The sequence below is a fragment of the Sphingobium sp. BHU LFT2 genome, from assembly GCF_018604485.1.
In the GTDB taxonomy this organism is placed as follows: Bacteria; Pseudomonadota; Alphaproteobacteria; order Sphingomonadales; family Sphingomonadaceae; genus Sphingobium; species Sphingobium yanoikuyae_A.
Window position 1 is genome coordinate 1 of the sequence record NZ_JAFCGW010000026.1, and the last position, 18,310, is coordinate 18,310.

Here is an 18,310-nt window from a genome sequence, read left to right on the forward strand (position 1 = left end):
GAAGCCTGGAACAAGCTGGTCGATCAGCCGTGGCGCATCATGACTATCGGACGCCGTAAATGGGCGCGTGGGTCGTGATCAATGCATCTTGGTATCAGTCGATGATGCGATCAACCATGCGATGTCGGAGCCACCACAGCTAAATCGCTTCAAACGCTCCACATCTTTCCGTCCGCGCATCGCGCTTCAGCAGGGCAGCGGTGGTCCGCTTATCGGAAGTTGGGTACGGGCTTCCAGAACTTGGCGGGTTTTACGGATCGTGACGTGCGCTGCCGAGCCGGTCACGCCAAAGCGATTGCCGATCTCGGCCAAACTGAGCCCGCCGTCATATAGTTCGAGCATCTCTTGTCCAAGCGCAAACCTTGCCTTGCGCACTTCCATCGCCTGCGCCGTCTTGCGCAAGACGCGCGGCAATGGAGTACCCAGCAGGTCGAGCGCCGGTGGCTCAGGTTGACCGGTCCATCGGTCGTGGAAGCGCCAACCGTAGCGATCCATCACGGCCGCGATCTCACAATAACAGGCCTGGCCAAGATTGGGCAGCCTCACCAAATCCAGTCGGCTGACGTGTGACAGGTCGCTGAGGGTCATCTGTTCGATGGGAACCTTCGCCACGGTCGAGCCAAGGTCCTTCGGATCATTCAAATATCCAAGGCAATTACGGGTGCGCGACGAAATGACATGCCAGACTTCGAGCGAGAGGATCGAGACGTCGATTGGCGACATGGTTTGAATTGCCTGATAAGCTATTCCCGAGGTTCCGGGCTGGAGAATATCAAACGACCGACCGTAATGCGAGCGCGGTTCCATTTTTGCTGCCCCGCGTGTTGCCACGACAATTCGCTAATCACGTTTGAGGAGGGCCGTGTCTCTCGGCACAATTGCGACCTGGGTAAGATTTCACGAATCGCCATTGTCGGCGTTCAGCGGCTCCAACATTTATGTCGCGATTGCAAAGCGCCTATGCCAGCCCCATTTGAAAACCAGCATCTCCAGGTGCTCCCGATAACATGGAAGTGGCACAAGTATGAGCGGCCAGACGATCGATTTTCCTCTCAATTATAGCCCCACAGACGACGAAGAGTTCATGAACCCGCGGCAGCTGGAGTACTTTCGCCGGCGCCTCGCGGCGTGGAAGCGGGAAATTCTGAGAGGAGCGGAAACGACCTTGAAGATACTGCAGGCGGAAACGCTCGGCGAGCCCGACCCAGCCGACCGGGCAGCCAGCGAGACGGACTGGTCGATCGAGTTGCGAGCGCGCGATCGTCAGCGCAAGCTCATCGCAAAAATCGATGCGGCGCTGCGGAGGATCGATGACGGCGATTATGGATATTGCGAGATGACCGGCGAGCCGATCTCGCTTAGGCGGCTCGAAGCCCGTCCGATTGCGACGATGACTCTGGAAGCCCAGGAACGGCATGAGCGAAAAGAAAAAATCTCCCGCGATACATAGTCACATACCACGCACAGGCATCCCGAACCCCAAGGGGCGTTAGCCACTATCGCTCAGCCAATCCCGGCGCCATGAACGATGGGATCGGCGTCGGATTCGGGCGCCACAATGGCTGCATGTTCCCACATAAGTGATGCCGTCCCAGTTCACCTCGGGGCGATGGGGAGAGTGGCGGTTAAGCCAGCAGAGCAAAAAGACATTTTGCATGGAAAAATCCGCATTGTGGTCGTCGTTGCCCGTCAGACCAACTCCCATGCTGACTCAACCGCCATCCCTCGCGATACGGTGTATCATACGCCAGAATATTTCGCCTATGTGAATGATGGATTCACTGAGGCGAGGGAGTTTGCTGGAGCCTTCCGGCGACCGCCTGAATACGTTGCTGAAGGGCGGGGTCGGATTGCGAAGCCGTAGCTATCTGGTTGAACTTCTCCGGGGTCAATCCTGCGGACTGGACTGCGGCAGCCATCTTGGTCTGTTTGTCTGCATCGGGCGTGGCTGTATCCTGCTGGATCTGTTGTACCGCCAGTGCCGCCTTAACATATTGCTCGAGTTCTGCGTCACTGAACGTGCTTGTTGGGCTCGGCGGCGGCGACGTCGTTGGGGGAGAAGTAGGGGGAGCCGCGTCCTGCGCCTGCGCTACGGTAGCGACGCATAGTGACAAGGCATAGAGGGCTACGCGGGGTTTGATCGATTTCATGGACACCATCATCTCTCCGGTTACACGATGCGCAAACGATCACGGCAGCCGCTTTCCATTCCAACCCCTTGATGGACCTGCGGTGTCCTGAACGGGGCGAAATGAGGAAAACGTCCTGGTAACGGATGTTTTCGCACTCGTGTCGCCGGATCCCCGTTTCCAAATTTTAGCATCCTCCGACGGTGGTGGCTTAGGGCAAGCGCCCATGGAGCGATGAGCACGGAGACGTTTCGCGAACTGTTGGGATCCGAACCGGTCATCCCGAGACGTTCGACTTCGCTGCCCAGTTGTCGATGCGGCAGGCCACTGTATCGCAAAGAATGGCGAACCACTTCTCGACCTTCAGATAACCGGAGCGGCGTGATGCACAGCGTCAGCTTGGCTCCACGACCAACTTCGTCATCGTGGCCCGCGATGGGGCGAAGAATGTAGTGCCGGTATGGGCAGAAGAGAAATCGAGCAGGCGGTCGTAGCAACCGGCAGGCTCGCCGATGAACATGCGCTGCAGCATTTTCTCGATGACCCACAGATAGCGTGAATAACCAATAAAATAGGTTCCGTACTCGCCGCGGCCCGGGCTGCCAAACGGCATGTTGTCCCTCAGGATGTCATGCTCCACGCCGCCGGCATCAACAATCGTCGCCAGAGACTTGTGCGATTTTCGCGGTGCAGCATCGTCGTCGATCTCGATATTATCGACCTTCGTACGCCCTATGATCGCTTCCTGCCGCGCCGCGTCGAGAGCATTCCACGCGGAAAGATCATGAAGGTATTTTTGTACCACGACATAGCTGCCGCCGCGGAAGTCGGCGTCTTCATCCCCGACAAGCGCTGAAGCTGGTATATCGCGACCCGCCGGATTCGCGGTGCCGTCCACGAATCCGAGAAGGTCGCGAGCATCGAAATAGCGAAAGCCCGAGACCTCATCGACGACGCGGATGGCATCGCCGAGCGTGGTCAGTAGCAGTTTCTCGAGTTCGAAACAGAAGTCGGCGCGTTCTGCGCGGATGTGAAACAACATGTCTCCGGGTGTGGAGGGCGCGCTGTGCGAGGAGCCGACAATGGCGGCGAAAGGCTTCAGCTCGGAAGGCCGTTTCGAAGCACCGAGGCGATCCCACAAGTCCGAACCGATCCCGACGATGCACGACAACCTGGCCCCCAAATCCCGAAAACCGACTGTCTTGATCACGTCCTCGAGCCCATCGAGGATGGACCTCACAGCACTCAGGGGAGCAGGTCCGTCAGCAACGCAAAGCACGAGGAAGATCGCGCAATTCGAAAGGGGAGCCTCAATGCTTTGAGCGTCGATTGGTACCCGATCCCACGATTGTTCTGCCATTGGTTACTCCGACTCCCTTACATTCCGCGCAGATTCCGCCCGGCGTCCTCCAGGTTATTCGTTTCGCGAAATGGGCACCACTGCTGAATATCCCCAAAGTCATTTTTGACGCCCGGACAGGGCTTCGCGAGATGGTTTAACTCAGATGGATTCTAAGCGCAGTCAGCGATAGCTTGCTCTGCGTTGTGCAAAAGGAATGAAGCGTTCGCCTCGACCATGGTCTCTATGACTCGGGGATATTGCGGCGGATATGACGGGATCAGTTGGAACAATGAGTAGCGTCAGGAGACGCCCAACGAATGGGGCGCATACGGGGCCGTTCTCTGGGAGAGCGATAAGGGGCATCGCTCGAGTTTGTCACGGTGTATTATAGGCTACCGCTCCAATGTGGTCGGACGAGCGCCAACGTCCACGTCCTCTACCTTGACTGGCGGAGAACAATTCGACCCAGCAATCGGACAATAGGGCGGGCATTTGGGAGAGCATCGCTCGCCACGCTGCTACGTCTCGTGGAGGCTGACGACCGGCGTTACCGGACGACCCGATTGGATGTGGCGAGGCAAATCGATTATGGTGCGCGAGGCCTCCAAACAGCCCCGAAAGGTTTAATGATGACCTCGCGAGACGACATGATCACGACATGGCTCGCGGCGATAGAGGAATTTCGCAAGACCCGCCGCGCTTTCAACGAATGGCGTGCGAGCACACCATGTCCCGATCCCGGTCTAACTCCGGAAGACTATGACGAGGCCTGTGCAAGGGTACTGAAGTGGGAACGAGACGACGCCAGCTTCGCCGTGCCCTACGAGACTGCGGTGCAAACACTTCTGGCCCTTCCGGCACCCAATATCGAGGCGGCGATCGTCAAGCTGCAATTGGCGCGTGAGGCGCTGCGCGATCAGGACGTTGAAGAAACCATCGTGCCGATCCTGCAAACCATCGAGCAGGATCTCCATCGCCTTGCCGATCACGAGAACGGCCTCGAGGCTAAGCCGAATTAGGCAGCGCTTGTAAAATCCCGCAGCCTATTCGGCGGGGCCAGAGCTGCTCGGATAAAAATTGAGCCTTCCGCTGGGTACTGCGGGAAGGCCACAGTCATGAGCGCAGCCTCGTCGGCGGCGTCCTTCCGGGCGTTGCCAGTAAGTCACTAAAATAGGGCGTGAAATCGCGTTGCAATATTGCAAGACCCGCCTGTCATATACCCGGCAGAAGAACGTAGGCCAACCTCTCCGCGCTTGCTGCCAACGCAGCGCCATCACACCGGGGATCGCGGTTCTCAGCGCAACGTCCGCAAGCACCATGCGAAAAAGAAGCTGGCCGCCAGGGCCAGCCTTTGAAAGTCAGGGTGTGGATGCCCAAAAAAGGCAAAGGATTGGCTGCGCGTGTTTAAACGCCGTTGCAACAGCAGATTTTGCAGGAGGCTGTGCGATAAATGAGAACACCGTTGGCTTCGGGCCCGACTGATTAGCCGTCCATGCCGATATGCCGCTGCCTCATGCTGGGGGTGGACGAGTTTGCGGGGGCGTCTCCATGTAGGTGATCGCATCCTGCACCGTGACAATGTTTTCGATATCGGCGTCGTCAATCGTCACGCCGAACTCATCCTCGAGCGCCATCACCAGTTCCACCACGTCAAGACTGTCGCCGCCAAGATCCTCGATGAACCGCGCTTCGGGCGTGACCTGATCAGCGTAGACGCCCATATGTGCGATCACGATCCTGATAACCCGTCCGGCGACACCGTCCATATAACCCAACTCCTGCTGAAACCGGGCCCCCAATCATACCCCGGCCGTTGACACCGATCGGTGCAGCAACGCCGGCGGAGCGAGGCCTGTCTCCGCATGGTCGCTTCATCCGCCACGGGTCGTCAAGAGAGGAACTGTCGATCAGACGTGCTGCTCCACCGGCAGATCTTTCCGCGCACTCGGCAATCCCACATCGACAGGTATGGATCAGTCGGAAAACCGCTTGCCGAAGCGCCGAGTTTATAGCAAACCGCTTGCCGAAGCACCGAGTTTATAGCGGCGAGCGCTTCGCTCCGGATTGGCGAGCCTCGGCCGAACGATGTTTCCCGCCGCCCAGGACGTGTGCTGCAGGATCGATGATGGTGACACCATCGCGTGAACTGCTCGCGATGGCATCGGCCATGCCGAACAGTTCCACCCTTCCGCCGTCGTTATAGATACGCCCGGCGACAGTTCCGCGCACGACGGCGTGGGCATCCTTCTCCACCCGCAGATCGCCGGCGATCGTGCCATGGAGGATGAAGCGTTTGCCGCTGCGAACTGTCGCGCCTCCGGAAATCCTGCCGTAGAGCGCGATATCCTCGTCGAGCGCGAGAGGACCATCGATGTTGCCGTGAACTGCCTTCACTTCAGCTACTCAAAATATCCGTGCCATATTCGCGCCGGCAAAATGCCGCATCGGCGGGCATCCATGCCAAACCGCACTCGTCTGCGACAACCAGGCGCGAAGCGCGCCCATAACGATTATAGCTTCGGGCGTCAGCCGTCCGTCGTCAAAGCGGGTGAAACCAGCGCTCAACGCAGCTTCACTGCTCGCCAAAATCAGTTCGCGCCTCCAGATGAAATTGCCGAAGACCGGAAGAACTCTCCGCCCTATTTTGCGGCTTGCCATTACTATGACTGTCTAGCCGGATCATCCTTCTGTTCCCTCTGACGATTCTGCTCTTCGTGCAGTTCCCGCGCAATCTGCCGGCCAAGAAGCTCCGCGAGACGCATGATGGCCGCCTCGCCTCGCGGAGACAGAGCAGGGCAGGGCTCGGGATCAGGCGGCTTGCGCTTCGTCATGACGGCCTACCGAATGGCAGATGCCGCCTCGCCGAGAAACGATTGGTGACCATCGACGGGGAGGGGGAGGAGAAAAGGAGGCAGGGTAGGTGAAGGCAGTCGGTTCGGCTCGCCCTTTTCCTCGTCCTGGGCCGTCTGGTTTCGCTGCCGCGAAAACCTGTGCTATTCTCCTCTTTGGAAAGGCTCTGCAGATGCAGGATGTTGATCAGCTCGACCCGACACCAGAAGAGACCCTCGCGCCAGCGCCGTCGCCGCGCGCTGCCGACTGGTTCTGGCGCCCATGGTATGCAAAGGTGACCTGGGCGCTGACCCTGCTCTACTGGGTCGGTCTCGAACTGATGATCACCATTCCCTTCGATCAGCTCAACAACTACCTGGTCAACATCATCGTGCTGCTGATCTTCGTCTTCAATCCGATTACGGTCGTAGCGGCGCTGGGATATGGCTTCCTCAAAGCCAAGGTCGGATGCGGCGAATGGAAAACGATCGCTACCCAGCCTCTGCAACCTCCCAAATCGCTGATCGACCCCTATACGGACTCGTTCGATCTGCGGTCCGGTCTGAAGCATCTCCGCCATATTGGCGCGATCAAAGACTAGCCTCATTTGTCCCGCCGACTTTTGAAGCTTGAGTCCCCATCAGCCCAACCATCGTCCCGGTCCGACATTAATCGACCCGACTTTAGGATCGAAGATTGCTCCAACGAGGTGATTGGGCCAGTAACATCGACTGTACCACGACCGGAATCCGCCTGCTCGAGATAGCGATTCCGCAAGCCATCATTACCCAGAACTCTCTGGCTCAGTTCCCGAGCAAACGCCTCTTCAGGTCTTGCCGACTTGGCCGCAGTTCGCTCTGCTTCCGCAATCACCTCACGAACATCATAGTTTACGATATCGATTGACGATTGTGCGGCAACGGAGAAGCCTCCGCGGTCCGTGATCTCCGCGCCCAAGCTGGCGGCAGCAGTCCCCGAGACACTGCTGCTCTTCCCAGCCTTAGCGTCTTTGTCCTCTGCGCTTCCGGCGCTACGAGACGCTGAAGCAGTAATGTGGCCCGACAAGCTTTGGCTATCTACTGTTGAATGCTCCGCCGAACGTGACAGCGACCGTTGCCACCCCGTCTGAGCGATGATGGCCGTGACATCACGCTCCAGCGTATCGGCCACCTGCGGTTTCAACCGCCAGTCGCCTCGCCGATCCATTTCGAACCCACCACGCAGCCAGTTGGCCATGGCGGCCTGACCTTCCGGGCCACTGCCCAGGAAATGCTCGATCGTATCGGGCCCCGCCTGCTTGCCGGCCTCAAACCGCGTGCTGGTGTCATTGCGGGCGGACTGGCTGAACCCCGTGCTACTGGAGACGAGCAGATCATTATGGGCGAAGCTGAACCGTGCATGGCCCCCATTGGCGATGGCACCAAGCTGGCTCTCGTTGATAAGGCCGCCGCGCCACATTTGCGCTGCAAGTTCGGGCGTCAGATTGAGGCTGACATCGCCATTCTGGTCCATGGCGATCTGGCGCTTGGACATTTCGACGCCATGCGCGCGCAGCAGCGCCTGGGTGCGAGTAAGGCGCTCCCTGTCGACAATTCCGGTCAGACGCTCGTTCCGCGCGCGATCGGCGATGCCTTCCGCGCCGCCCTCGGCCATATCGACCTGATTGCCGGCCGTACCGGCGAGCGCGCGGATGAAGGAATCGAGGCGAGCCGCTTCCCGGACCGATACACCGGCGGCCGCAGCACCCTCGGCAAAGCCCGCATCATCCGCCTGCCGCCGCTGCTCGCCAATCTGGGCATTGCTGCGTACCCCATCGGGCCCGATCTCGCGCTGCGCGTCGAGCTTGCCCGACCGCTCGGCAAAATCATATCCTGCAGCCTCCCGAGTGCGCCCATAGACGCTGGTGCCTTCTCGCGCCGCCTCCGCGGTCGCGCCATCGGCTGTGCCGACCTGCACGGCCGCATTGTAACTCTCCAGCGCACGCAGGACCTGCGCCTCGTTGCGTCCGGTCGCGCGCGAGAGTTGACTGATCGCGGTCGATCGCGCCTCGCCTGACAGCGCATTGATGAACCCGATGCGCCGGCTGGTTTCGGTTACGGAGAGACCCAGCATGGCCGCAGCCTGCCGTTGTCCCTGATTGCCGCCGGTTCGATGCGCCTGCTCGGTCGCGACATTGCCCCGCTCGACGGCGGCAACTCTTTCGCCCGCATAGTCGCGCCGGCCTTCCATCGCGCCCACCTGCGTCTGCGCCGCGGTCAGGTCATTGCGCAGCATCTGCTCCTGATCGAAGGCATTGGCCATCAGCTTGGCGAACGTCGGATCGGCGCTCGCCTGGGCGATCACCGTCGATGCCTTGAGCGCGGCATCCTTCGTATCATAGCCGCTGCGCTCAAAATGCCGCTGTGCGCCCGACTGCATCATCTCGTAGGCGCGCTGGTCACCGAACGCCTTCCATTGCACCATATTCTGCGCGAAGGCTGCAAAGGCGCGTTCGCCGCCCTGGCCTTGTCCGAAATAGCTCGTGCCAAGCTTGCGCAGTGCATCGCCCTGGGCAAAATTGTGGATCGCCGAAGTCGCGGCATTGGCGCGTACCGCGCGCGCCGTCGCCGGATCGCTCAGATCCCGGCCGACAAGGGCAGGGGAGAGCCCGCCCAATTCCCGCGCGGCGTCCGCCCGGCCGAGGCCGAAGGCCGCCGTTCCCGCTGCCCCGCCACCCTGTTCCCCGAGCACGGATCCGGCTGACGCGAAGCTACGGTCCAGACCGAAGCTGCTGCGCTCGCCAAAATCGCCGAAGCCCGACGATGCCGCGCGCCGCGACATGGTGCCGCCGGCCGAGGCCTGCGCTTCCAGCGCCGAGGCATAGCCCTCACTGGTTCCGACGGTCGCGGCCGCCATGCTGCCCTGACCCTGCACACCGAGCATGCCGGAAGTGAAGGCAGTGAACATGTTGCCCGAGAAGCGGAAGACGGTGAAGACGAACGCGCCGGCAAGCCCTGCCGCGGCCGTCCGGAACGAGCCGAAGATGGCAAGCGCCTTCATCGCCGCCGAGGGCGCGAGGATCCAGCTATCGGCGGCGACGTTGGTCGCCCGCAGCTCGGCGAGCACATCCCTCGCCCGGCCGAGGGTGAGCTGGTAGATGCCGGCATCGATGACGCCCCAGAGCGCGACGAACACGAAGAGACCCAGCGCAAAGCTCGCGACCCTGAGGTTGATCGGCGTCAGGATGAAGAGCAGCGCGATCGGCATCATCATCAGCATGATCGCGAACACCGACGCACGAATGGTCGGCATCCATTCGTTGGCGGTCGAGAGCGTGGCTAGCCCATTGGATTCGATGGCCCGGTTCGCCATCACCCGGGCGGTTGCCGCCGGGGAATCCTCGAACAGGACGTCGCCAACGGAGTGGCCAAGCAGGATGTTGGTCAGGAACTTCTGCCGGCTCATGGAATGACCCAGCATCATGTCGCCCAGCGCATCGATCTGCTGGCGACAGCGATCGCGCTGGGCCGCCTGGGTCACGTCGAAGCCGGTACGCGCGCAGACCTGGTCGCTATAGGCGTCGAACAGCGTGCTGTCCGACAGGCGATCGGCGACATAGCCCCATGCTGCCTCGCAGCTCATCGTCGTGCCGGCCTTGTCGCTTGCCGTGTACACGGTCGAGAAGGTTGCTGGCCCTGCCATCGCCGCGAAGGAGGCCGGAAGATCGGTCGACGTCCGGAAAAGCTGATCGTCGTCGACCCCATAAGCCGGCGACACGCGGGCGACTGGATAGCATTGCCGCACATAATCCTTCACTGTCGCATCGAGGAAGGTGTCCACGATCGAGCTGCGGGGACTTACGGCGTTCAGGAACAGGTCGAATGCATGGCCGCCGGCGCCGAATTCCAGCTTGGCATTGGGATCGGTTGTGTTGTCGTCGATAGTCTCGGCAAGCGCCCGCTCCATCAAGTTGGTGACGCCGGCGACCAGCACGATGAGGTTGGGGACGTCGCCGACCGGCTGATAGGCGTTGCGCACCCGGTCGTAGATGTGGATCGTGCCGGTCGTAGCGATCATCCCGGCGAACAGGCCGATACCGATCAGCATCTGGAAACCGAAGGCGACAAGGCCCATCCCGGAGCCCTTGATGCTCGCCAGAACCGCGCCCAGCCCGATCCCGGCAACCGCGATGATCACGACCAGCGTCTCGTAGCGCGGGTCGCCGAACATCATCGCGACCAGATGGAACGCATCGACGGTCTCCGAAAAACCGTCCCATGTGTGATAGCTCGCGTCGATCGCCAGCGCGGGCGTCGCGCCCAGACACCCGACAAGGGTGAGGATTAAGCGGATTATGTGACCCATGCCCGCCTCACCGGTTGCGATTGGCGTTGGCGCCAGCGGCGTCGCGGGCATCGCGATCACGCTGGCGGACCACCCCGGCATAGTTGGCCGAGAGGTTCGCCTGGTTCATGGCGGCCATGTAGGACTGGCGCATCTGCGCGCGCTGGCGAAGCACCTCGTCTCGCAGTTCGCGCAACTGCTCGATGCCCTTGGTCAGGATACGCGTCTGGCAGATGTTCGTGTTCTCGGCATCGGAAGCGCCCGCCGTCGTCACACCCCGTTCGGCATTCTGCAGCGAGAAGTCGATCGAGCGGGTGAGGTCGTTCAGCATCTGATAGGCGAGGGTGAGCGCCACCAGTTCGTCAGTGTCGGCGATGACGCTGTCGGTAAGCCCCTGTCGCACCCCCCATTCGAGCAGGCGATAGACCGGTAGTGTCCGTACATTGGCGACGAACTGCTTTTCCTCCGTGGTCAGCGCGGCGCGCGTCCGGATCTTGACGGAGATCGCGTCCATCCGCTCGCGCGCCAGGATGAGCGCGCCGCGGCCAGCGCCGTTCACCGAACAATCCGCGGCGGTCGCGGGGATGTTGAGCGCACGCGTCGGCACGCGACCGGTCAGGAAATCGTCAGCGCTCTCGCTATCTTGGCGCGGGCAGGCGGGAATGGCCGAGAAGAGCGGCACCTTGTCGTTGGCATCCCAGCGCATATAGACGTCGCCGACCCGGGCCCGCATGACGCCCGCCCAGTCGGATGCGCCGACGCGCGCGGCGGCGTGCGCCAGCAGCGATCCGGTCTTGAAGATATCCGTGACCTCGGCCGGGCAATTGGCGAGCGCTTCCTTCAGATCCTCGGTCGGATTGCCCTTGTTGGCCTGAATTTTCTCCCGGCTCTGCTGCCAGCTATTGGTATAGCCTTCGCGGATCGACTTGTAGCCGGTCATCTCCTCGACGATGCCCGACATATTGTCGTCGCCCTTGGCAATCTGAACCATGCGATTGGCGAGACGGCAGTCGTTCACCTGAATAGAGTTCAGGTAATTGGTTGCTGCCTCCATCTTCGAGATGATGTTCCCCATCTTCTCATCCAGCGTTTCCAGAAGATACTGGAAGGCGACGGCCGGCGCGGCCTGTAGGATGGTCTCCAGCTTCTGGACGAGATAATCGGGATCGAGGAACGACATCCCCCCAAGGAACATGTCGATGCCGCCGCAACCCGCCTTCACCTTGGGCAGCGTCAGGCTCATCAGATAATCGTCATGGACATCGACCCGGCCGGACATGCCGCCGGCGGTTACATAGCCGCGTGTTTGGTCCTCGAAGCTGCCGGGCGAGGTATAGGTGACATTATCGAACCAGCTCTCGGCCCAACCCTGGGCGTGGGCCGGAACTGTCTGGCCGCATGAAGCTGCAATCAGGCAGAGCGCGAGGAACGGGCGGTGCATATGATAGGCCATGACAGCTTTCCTGAAGGCAAGAGTTGACGACACAGCCCCGGCACGATCAGCGTCCTTTCCGATTGGAAGAGACCGGCACCCTCACGCCGACAATTCCCGTAAATTTCGACATGGCGCGCACACCTACTGCGGCACGCGCCCCGGCCAGCATCCGGGCGGCAAGCCAGGCGTTGCGCGCAATATTGGCGCCATGATCGGTGCCGATCGCGATCGGCACCATGCGACCCGGATCAGCCAGTGGCCGCACCCATGCGACGGGGTTTCCGACCCAGGGAAGGCCAAGGCGCCCCGATCGGAGCGCCGCCTCATCTTGTCGCAACGTTCGGACCTGCCAGCCATAGCGGCCGCGGAATGCGAGAAGCTTCATCCAGAGATCGCCGCAGGGCAGGCAACCGGGCGCTGTGCTCATCTCGATCACATAGAGCGATGCCTGACCGCGCAGCATGGTCTCGAAGTCGGGCGGAAAATCGCGCGTCACCGGCACGCGGGAGAGCCACAGGCGCATGTCCGCAGCCGTCGATACCGGATGGATGGCGGCCTGCCGCGCGACGTCCCGGTCTGCCTGCTGAGCGAGGGCGCTAGCCGACAACAGCATCAGTGGCGCCAGCAGCGCGACGCCGCAGGCCAGCCTGGAACCCAGGCGCATCACGGCCTGCGCTCCCTGGCATCGACGAGATCGCCGCCGATCACGCGCGGATCGGTCGAGGAGACAGGGCCATTGGCCAGCGCATCGAAGAAGCCGTCTTCTTCGCCCGCGCCGGTCAGCCACTGCTCGGGGCGTATATCGCCGCTCAGCAATCGCACCGCCTGATAGGCCATCTGCGCAAGATTGGGGTAAGTCTCGACCCCCGCGGCAATCACCATGCGCTGGGGACTGCCCCGGCGGATGACCATGGTGGTCGGCGTCACCTCCACCCCGAAACGCTGCTTGAGGTCGGGCCTGCGGTCGAGATCCATCAGGCTCACCTGCCAGCCCATGTCATCCTGGAACCGCTGGACGATCGGCCACTGCACCTTGCAATAGCCGCAGGATTCCCGGGCAAACATGACGAGCGCAAATTCCCCGGCGTGCGCCCGCAGATACTGGCGGCGCACCTGATCCTTCTGCGCGCCCAGCGCATCGCGGGCCTCGCCGACCATCGGGTTGGCGGCTTTGGCATTGAGCTGCGGATGCGTCAGCATGGCAAGCTGGGTCACGCCGGCAAAGGCGCGGGCCTTGCGCCGGGCAAAATCCTGCAGCCGCCAGAAATCCGCGACCGCGTCGATCGTGAGGACAGTGGCGGCATAGTCGCGCTGCTCCACGATAAGCTTCGCGATCCGGGGCGGCGACCATTTGGCCAGTTCCACCATCGGCGGGATGACCGGCTTGGGGACCGTCTCATCCTGCGCCTCTTCCTCAGCGCCGGATTTGGGTGTCTCGTACCACCAGTAGCCTCGTGTCGTACGATCGCCCGCGCTCGCAGGCGCCGCTTGAGCGCATGCAGGACCGGCAGGCAGGAGCAAGGCCATGCCCAGGGTGAACATGCGCTTCACAGCAGCTTCTCCATGCGCGTGAGCCGCTCGATCGCCACCGGGCCATAATAACGGCTGTCATATCCGTCGGGATGCCGCGAACCGACGAACATCATCCCCTCGGGAATGCGCGGGCTTTCCGGCCGCCAATGCATGAGTGTCTTGCCATTGCGTGCAGCAGGTTTGCTCACGCCCAACAGAATGCCGTTGCAATAATACCAGCCATTCAGGGCCGGCCCACCAATCCCATGCCTCTCGGCCATGCTGACTCGGTCGCCAGGCAGGCACAGCGCATATTTGGTGATGGCGACGGGCTTCGGGCCGGCTACGGGATCGGACAATGTGAAGGATATGAGGTCGCCGCGACGGATCGGACCCGGAGATCGATGGACGACCCATGCGTCGATCGACGGTGTCATGACCAGGGTGACCTGCGGCATCGCCCACCAGGCGAAGAGACCGATGGGCAGCACGATCCCATAGGCCTTGAGCAGCTGGGCAGGCCGCGCCGGTTGCCCAAGACCGCTTGCACCGAGCGCCACCGCAGCACGCAGCGGCAGATCCTTGAGTTCGCGCCAGAGGCGGTTACCGGCGCGCCAGGTGAGCAAGAGCATCTCGCACCTCCTCCTTGCCGCCCAGGCGGCCATATTCCTCGAACAATCCGGAAAGGGCAGCGTCGCCCAGCACGATGTGCGCGGCACGCGGGCTGGCCTCGTCACGCTCGCAATAAGGGAGGGTCGGATCGCCCGGGACCATCGCCAGCGCGGGCACCTGGGTGACGCCATGCTGGCGGAACACCAGGGGATCGACGATGACCTGCACGTCGCGCATGGCGCAGGCGGGGCCTTCGCAACCGGGATCGCGGCGCAATATGGCGGCCGACAATTTCGCCATCGGCGCGACCTGCCGCATACCGCCCGGCATGCCGCGGAAGGCCATGACGCCGCCGGCGCGTTCGAGCTGCCCGGCATAGGTGCGCAGCGTCTCGACCGGCATGGACGATGAAACGAACAGGACGGGAACCCAGTGTTTCGTACTACCGGTGGATACGACGCCGGCCAACGCTGCCTCTTCGGGCTGTTCAAGGCCAAGGGCCTGGGCGATACGACGGCTGGCGGCCTCCCGCTCGACGGCCAGTGCGTCACGAGCCGCCGCGACATCGGCCTCCACCCGTTTCGCCATGGCGGGATCCTGCTTGCGCCTGTTGATCCCCTCGAAAGCACGGCGCTGCGCGGCGGCATCGGCTTTGGCCGGTAGAACTGGTGAAGGGGGCCTGGCGGTCTTTGCTTTGTCGGCGGCGCGCTTCACGCGCTCCATCGCCGCCTCGCCCTGATCCTGGATGCGCGTGCGGGCATTGCCGTCCCGCTGCTTACCGGCCGTATCCTGCGGTTCGCTCGCCCCGACCAGCAGCGGGGCGAGGGCGATGGCTGCCAACAGGCGCGCGCGGCTAGTTGTTGATCGTCTGCATATAGGCATCGATCTTGTCCTTCATGTCGATCTGGATTTCGGATTGGGCGCGCGCCTCGACTTCCGCATAATATTCCGACAGGTCCATTCGCGAGAAATCGAGCGCCTGGAACTCCTCGGGCGTGAAGCCCCGGCAATAGGGCTGCCTGGGCGTGCCCCAGCCGACCGCGCTGAAGGCCTTCAACTGCGGCCGGCCCTGCTCCTGGATGATCCGGCCGAGCTTGGTGTTGAAGCAGCAATGGCCGCGGGCCTTCTGGACGCAGATGCCAAGAATCTTCGAAGAGCAGTAGCTGCCGACCTCATGGCACATGCCCGACCCGCGCAGCATGCCCACTTCCATGTCCTGTTGGTCGCAACCGGAAAGCAGGAAATCCATCATGAAGTTGATGGCGAGGCTGATCGCGATCGATGTGGGATCGATGCCGACGATGATCGCATTGGCGCCGGCGCTGGCCGCCTGGCTTGCCGTCGCGCCGGCCTTGAAGGCGGTATAGGCGGCCTTCATGCCGGTGAAGACGCCCTTGGCAACGGCAATCTTGGTGCCGATCGACGAGATCGAGCCACCCATGCCGTCCTTCACGATCTTGCCCTTGTCCTTGCAGCAGTTCGAGAAGCTGGTCTTTAGTCCCGCCGGTCGGCACCGCGCGGCGCGGCCCGAGAAAATCTCGATGGTGCCAAGACAATTGCCGTCGGCATCGACGCCGCCATCCGCCTCGACACCCGGATCATCGACGACCGGGTCATCGACGATGGGGTTGACGCTGGTGTCGATGCAGGCGTTGGGCGAACAGGTCGGCGCGCCGCCGCTGGCCGGCACGGCGCACGCATATTGATCGCCAAGCGGGCAGTGCATCGCCCCGGCCGGATCCGCCTCGCAGCGTGTTTCGCCGATCGGGCACATCCATCCGCCCGAGCCGGTCAGATGACAACTCGCCGTCTCGCCGTCATCGGCCGCATCGCCATTGCCATTGAGATCGACCGCGCACAACTGCTGGGCCATGGCGCTCGCCGATACCAGCGACAGGCTCGCCCCTACAAACAGGAGCGTCGAAAGAAGGGCGCGCACCGGCGTCATCGCACGGCACCCGTGCAGATCATATCCGCACCGCCCAGACGCACGGTCTGCATCATCACCACCGCCTCGGGGAAATCGTCGATGCAGCCGCAGCTCTGCATCAGTTCCTCGCCCTCGCCAGCAGGGCAGACATTGCTGTCCTGGCAGGCGTGATAGAAAAAGTCCCAGCCCGTTGGGTTGGTCTGCTTCGAACCGGTCACGCCATCGGGAGCTGCGGCGCTATTGGCCTGAGCCTTTCGCGTTTTGCAGATGGGTTCGCAGGCATTGACGGTGCCACGATCCGGAAGCGCAAAATTGCGGGTCGTGAGGCTATGGCCGCCATCGGCCGTCCGCAGCCGGTCGGCCAGCAGCGTCTCGGTCGAATGATCGATGATATAGGCGCCGCGCGACAGATCGGGCTGGGGGACTGCACCCTGGTCGACCGTGCAGGCATAATTGCGCTGGCGCGCGAAGAAGTCGCGGCTGATCTGCATCGCGCAGGCGCCAGTGCCCATCTGACGGGTCTGGGGCAGGGGACTGAGCCCGGTCTTGACGCCATTACGGAAGGTGGTGACGCCGTCCACATCCTCATCGTCGAGCCGGCATGTCGCATTCGACGCATTGCCCGAGCAGGTGTCGACAAGCTGCTCGGACGTCTTGCAGCCGGCGTCCAGCTGCGCCTCGATCGAGGCATAGGCCTCGCCGCCATCGGCGACCGCGACACGCAGCCATATGTCATGGTCGCCCTGCGTCAGCCTGCCCGTAATATCGAGATTGGGGTAGGCATAGAAAGCGCCCTTCTTCTCGCATTTTCCCGGCGGAAACCCCATGCCGGTCCAGCCCTGCGGCCCTGACCCCACCAGTTCGCCGTCGATCCGGATTTGCGCCCAGTCATCGGCCCCGAAGCGCGTTAGAAGAACCTGCTGCAGCCTGTCTGGCTCCTTGACCCGCATCGTCATGTGGAAATCGAAGATGGTGCAGGAGCCGCCGGAAAGACTGTTGTCGGCCGGCGACCCCATGAGGAAGATGCGCCGCCCAGGCACCGAGTCATAGGTCGCATAGCCGCCTGAGACCCGATCGATGATCTTTTCGGGCGTTATTTCCTCAAGCGTGATCTGACGGGTCACGGTGCAGCTCCGATTGATCTGCGACCGGCCGGTTCCAGTGGATGAAGCCGACAGCGCCTGGAACACGCTGCTCCCCTCTGCCGCGTCGAAGGCATCGCCGGGAATCGCGTTGGGATTGGCCTTGTACGCGGTCGCACCGATGTGGGGCTGCGCGGCGCAGGATGTGGTCTGCGCGCCGATATAGCGGATGACGGGCCCCTCGATGGCGGCCTGTGCTATGCCGATGCGCGGATCGCTCGTGGTGAGCGCGCCCACGACACCGCCACCCAGATCCTTGAGCACCGAGGCCATATTGCCCCAGACGAGATTGCTGCCGCAGCTGTTGTTGACGCAGTAACAGCCGGCAAGGTCGGTCAGCTCGACCTCGCTGAGCTTGAGCGATCCCGACGCGGCCGTATCCCAACGGAAGAAGCGGCAGGCGTTCCAGCTGCCTGGCGCACAGGAAATGAGCCCGTTGGCGCAGATCCCTGAAACCGGAACAGGGACTGTCATCGCTTCATCGAAACTGCCGTCGAGATCGCGGTCGCGCGAAATGCTGAGCGTTCCGATATCCCCGCTTGCATTGGGCTGCGCGAGCAGTTCGAGCAATGTCGCGCTTTTCTGGCAGGCGAGGTTGGGCGTGAACGCCTTCGAGGAATCGACCGTGCTGATCGCCTCTCCGGCCAGGCCCGGCGTCACATAATGCCCGAGGATCGCGTCGCTGTCGGCGCTCTTCGCCCGGGCGGCCTCGGCCGCGGCGCGGGCGCGATCCTCAGCCGTCTGGGCATGAAGCGCTACGGGCAGGCTGAGCGCCGCCATAAGAAGCAGGGCGCGCTTCTTCATGGCCGAATCTCGCTCGGAATGATCCGCCGGGATCCCCGCCGCAGCCGGAACAGGAGCGTGGATGGAACCGGGCCGGGCAGTTCCGCCCGAAACACCGCCTGTCCTTCGAAAACGGTCAGCGCGGCCACGACGACATGCGGCGAGGAGGGGGGTACCGCATCATCGTCTGTCATGGCCATGCCGACCGTCCGGCCGGCACCGCGGGGGCTATGCGGCACCGGTCTAGCCGCGCAAGATACGCCTGGCTCCATG

General features: G+C 62.4%; 17 protein-coding genes. 3 read left to right on the forward strand and 14 right to left on the reverse strand.

Features of this window, described 5'->3' with window-relative positions:
• Positions 1-186: 186 nt before the first annotated feature.
• Complete coding sequence (locus tag JQK15_RS24625; protein WP_214868918.1) at positions 187-723, reverse strand: helix-turn-helix domain-containing protein; 537 nt, start codon at positions 721-723, stop codon at positions 187-189.
• Positions 724-1,024: 301 nt separating this feature from the next.
• Here JQK15_RS24625 and dksA point away from each other — a divergent pair, with 301 nt between their 5' ends.
• The gene (dksA, locus tag JQK15_RS24630; protein ID WP_214868921.1) at positions 1,025-1,450 is read left to right on the forward strand and encodes an RNA polymerase-binding protein DksA; all 426 of its coding nucleotides are present in this window, start codon (positions 1,025-1,027) and stop codon (positions 1,448-1,450) included.
• A 328-nt stretch (positions 1,451-1,778) separates the two neighbouring features.
• Here the strand turns inward: dksA and JQK15_RS24635 are convergent, their stop codons facing one another.
• Positions 1,779-2,150, reverse strand: a complete 372-nt coding sequence (locus JQK15_RS24635; protein WP_214868923.1) for a DUF4168 domain-containing protein — start codon at positions 2,148-2,150, stop codon at positions 1,779-1,781.
• A gap of 373 nt (positions 2,151-2,523) precedes the next feature.
• Complete coding sequence (locus JQK15_RS24640) at positions 2,524-3,489, reverse strand: Dyp-type peroxidase (RefSeq protein WP_214868925.1); 966 nt, start codon at positions 3,487-3,489, stop codon at positions 2,524-2,526.
• 629 nt (positions 3,490-4,118) lie between these two features.
• On the opposite strand from JQK15_RS24640, the gene JQK15_RS24645 reads away from it, so the two are divergent.
• Positions 4,119-4,490 carry a hypothetical protein gene (locus tag JQK15_RS24645; protein ID WP_214868927.1) on the forward strand — a complete coding sequence of 124 codons (372 nt, stop codon included), beginning with the start codon at positions 4,119-4,121 and terminating at the stop codon, positions 4,488-4,490.
• 492 nt (positions 4,491-4,982) lie between these two features.
• Here the strand turns inward: JQK15_RS24645 and JQK15_RS24650 are convergent, their stop codons facing one another.
• Together JQK15_RS24650 and JQK15_RS24655 are read right to left on the reverse strand one after the other, a co-directional pair.
• Positions 4,983-5,237, reverse strand: coding sequence for an acyl carrier protein (locus JQK15_RS24650; protein ID WP_214868929.1), 255 nt, complete (start codon positions 5,235-5,237; stop codon positions 4,983-4,985).
• A gap of 271 nt (positions 5,238-5,508) precedes the next feature.
• Positions 5,509-5,865, reverse strand: a complete 357-nt coding sequence (locus JQK15_RS24655; RefSeq protein WP_214868931.1) for a hypothetical protein — start codon at positions 5,863-5,865, stop codon at positions 5,509-5,511.
• A 628-nt stretch (positions 5,866-6,493) separates the two neighbouring features.
• Here JQK15_RS24655 and JQK15_RS24660 point away from each other — a divergent pair.
• Positions 6,494-6,901: a hypothetical protein gene (locus tag JQK15_RS24660; protein ID WP_214868933.1), complete on the forward strand. Its 408-nt coding sequence runs from the start codon at positions 6,494-6,496 to the stop codon at positions 6,899-6,901.
• 2 nt (positions 6,902-6,903) lie between these two features.
• On the opposite strand, the gene JQK15_RS24665 is transcribed toward JQK15_RS24660, so the two are convergent.
• The 9 genes from JQK15_RS24665 to JQK15_RS27095 are packed head-to-tail and all read right to left on the reverse strand — an operon-like array spanning position 6,904 to position 18,237.
• A complete protein-coding gene (locus JQK15_RS24665; RefSeq protein ID WP_214868935.1) occupies positions 6,904-10,644 on the reverse strand; it encodes a conjugal transfer protein TraG N-terminal domain-containing protein in 3,741 nt (1,246 codons plus the stop codon).
• Between the two features lie 7 nt (positions 10,645-10,651).
• Entirely contained in the window at positions 10,652-12,076 is a 1,425-nt protein-coding gene (locus JQK15_RS24670) for a conjugal transfer protein TraH (protein WP_214868937.1), read from the reverse strand.
• A gap of 46 nt (positions 12,077-12,122) precedes the next feature.
• Positions 12,123-12,722, reverse strand: coding sequence for a hypothetical protein (locus JQK15_RS24675; RefSeq protein WP_214868939.1), 600 nt, complete (start codon positions 12,720-12,722; stop codon positions 12,123-12,125).
• Complete coding sequence (locus JQK15_RS24680; protein WP_251008029.1) at positions 12,722-13,600, reverse strand: conjugal transfer protein TraF; 879 nt, start codon at positions 13,598-13,600, stop codon at positions 12,722-12,724. Before JQK15_RS24680 ends, JQK15_RS24675 begins: the two co-directional genes overlap by 1 nt.
• 5 nt (positions 13,601-13,605) lie before the next feature.
• On the reverse strand, positions 13,606-14,202 hold the full coding sequence (locus JQK15_RS24685) for a S26 family signal peptidase (RefSeq protein WP_214868943.1): 597 nt from the start codon (positions 14,200-14,202) through the stop codon (positions 13,606-13,608).
• Positions 14,174-15,022: a type-F conjugative transfer system pilin assembly protein TrbC gene (locus JQK15_RS24690; protein ID WP_251008026.1), complete on the reverse strand. Its 849-nt coding sequence runs from the start codon at positions 15,020-15,022 to the stop codon at positions 14,174-14,176. The genes JQK15_RS24685 and JQK15_RS24690 overlap by 29 nt, the downstream gene beginning before the upstream one ends.
• Before the next feature lie 13 nt (positions 15,023-15,035).
• Positions 15,036-16,130, reverse strand: coding sequence for a conjugal transfer protein TraN (traN, locus tag JQK15_RS24695; RefSeq protein WP_214868947.1), 1,095 nt, complete (start codon positions 16,128-16,130; stop codon positions 15,036-15,038).
• Complete coding sequence (locus JQK15_RS24700) at positions 16,127-18,058, reverse strand: hypothetical protein (RefSeq protein ID WP_214868949.1); 1,932 nt, start codon at positions 18,056-18,058, stop codon at positions 16,127-16,129. Before JQK15_RS24700 ends, traN begins: the two co-directional genes overlap by 4 nt.
• On the reverse strand, positions 18,055-18,237 hold the full coding sequence (locus tag JQK15_RS27095; protein WP_251008027.1) for a hypothetical protein: 183 nt from the start codon (positions 18,235-18,237) through the stop codon (positions 18,055-18,057). The genes JQK15_RS24700 and JQK15_RS27095 overlap by 4 nt, the downstream gene beginning before the upstream one ends.
• Positions 18,238-18,310 lie beyond the last annotated feature (73 nt).

Excerpts from the sequence above, each read along its gene's own strand:
- JQK15_RS24625 (WP_214868918.1), bottom strand. The coding sequence starts at position 723 with ATGTCGCCAATCGACGTCTCGATCCTCTCGCTCGAAGTCTGGCATGTC.
- dksA (WP_214868921.1), top strand. The coding sequence starts at position 1,025 with ATGAGCGGCCAGACGATCGATTTTCCTCTCAATTATAGCCCCACAGAC.
- JQK15_RS24635 (WP_214868923.1), bottom strand. The coding sequence starts at position 2,150 with ATGAAATCGATCAAACCCCGCGTAGCCCTCTATGCCTTGTCACTATGC.
- JQK15_RS24640 (WP_214868925.1), bottom strand. The coding sequence starts at position 3,489 with ATGGCAGAACAATCGTGGGATCGGGTACCAATCGACGCTCAAAGCATT.
- JQK15_RS24645 (WP_214868927.1), top strand. The coding sequence starts at position 4,119 with ATGATCACGACATGGCTCGCGGCGATAGAGGAATTTCGCAAGACCCGC.
- JQK15_RS24650 (WP_214868929.1), bottom strand. The coding sequence starts at position 5,237 with ATGGACGGTGTCGCCGGACGGGTTATCAGGATCGTGATCGCACATATG.
- JQK15_RS24660 (WP_214868933.1), top strand. The coding sequence starts at position 6,494 with ATGCAGGATGTTGATCAGCTCGACCCGACACCAGAAGAGACCCTCGCG.
- JQK15_RS24665 (WP_214868935.1), bottom strand. The coding sequence starts at position 10,644 with ATGGGTCACATAATCCGCTTAATCCTCACCCTTGTCGGGTGTCTGGGC.
- JQK15_RS24670 (WP_214868937.1), bottom strand. The coding sequence starts at position 12,076 with ATGGCCTATCATATGCACCGCCCGTTCCTCGCGCTCTGCCTGATTGCA.
- JQK15_RS24675 (WP_214868939.1), bottom strand. The coding sequence starts at position 12,722 with ATGCGCCTGGGTTCCAGGCTGGCCTGCGGCGTCGCGCTGCTGGCGCCA.
- JQK15_RS24680 (WP_251008029.1), bottom strand. The coding sequence starts at position 13,600 with ATGTTCACCCTGGGCATGGCCTTGCTCCTGCCTGCCGGTCCTGCATGC.
- JQK15_RS24685 (WP_214868943.1), bottom strand. The coding sequence starts at position 14,202 with ATGCTCTTGCTCACCTGGCGCGCCGGTAACCGCCTCTGGCGCGAACTC.
- traN (WP_214868947.1), bottom strand. The coding sequence starts at position 16,130 with ATGACGCCGGTGCGCGCCCTTCTTTCGACGCTCCTGTTTGTAGGGGCG.
- JQK15_RS24700 (WP_214868949.1), bottom strand. The coding sequence starts at position 18,058 with ATGAAGAAGCGCGCCCTGCTTCTTATGGCGGCGCTCAGCCTGCCCGTA.
- JQK15_RS27095 (WP_251008027.1), bottom strand. The coding sequence starts at position 18,237 with ATGGCCATGACAGACGATGATGCGGTACCCCCCTCCTCGCCGCATGTC.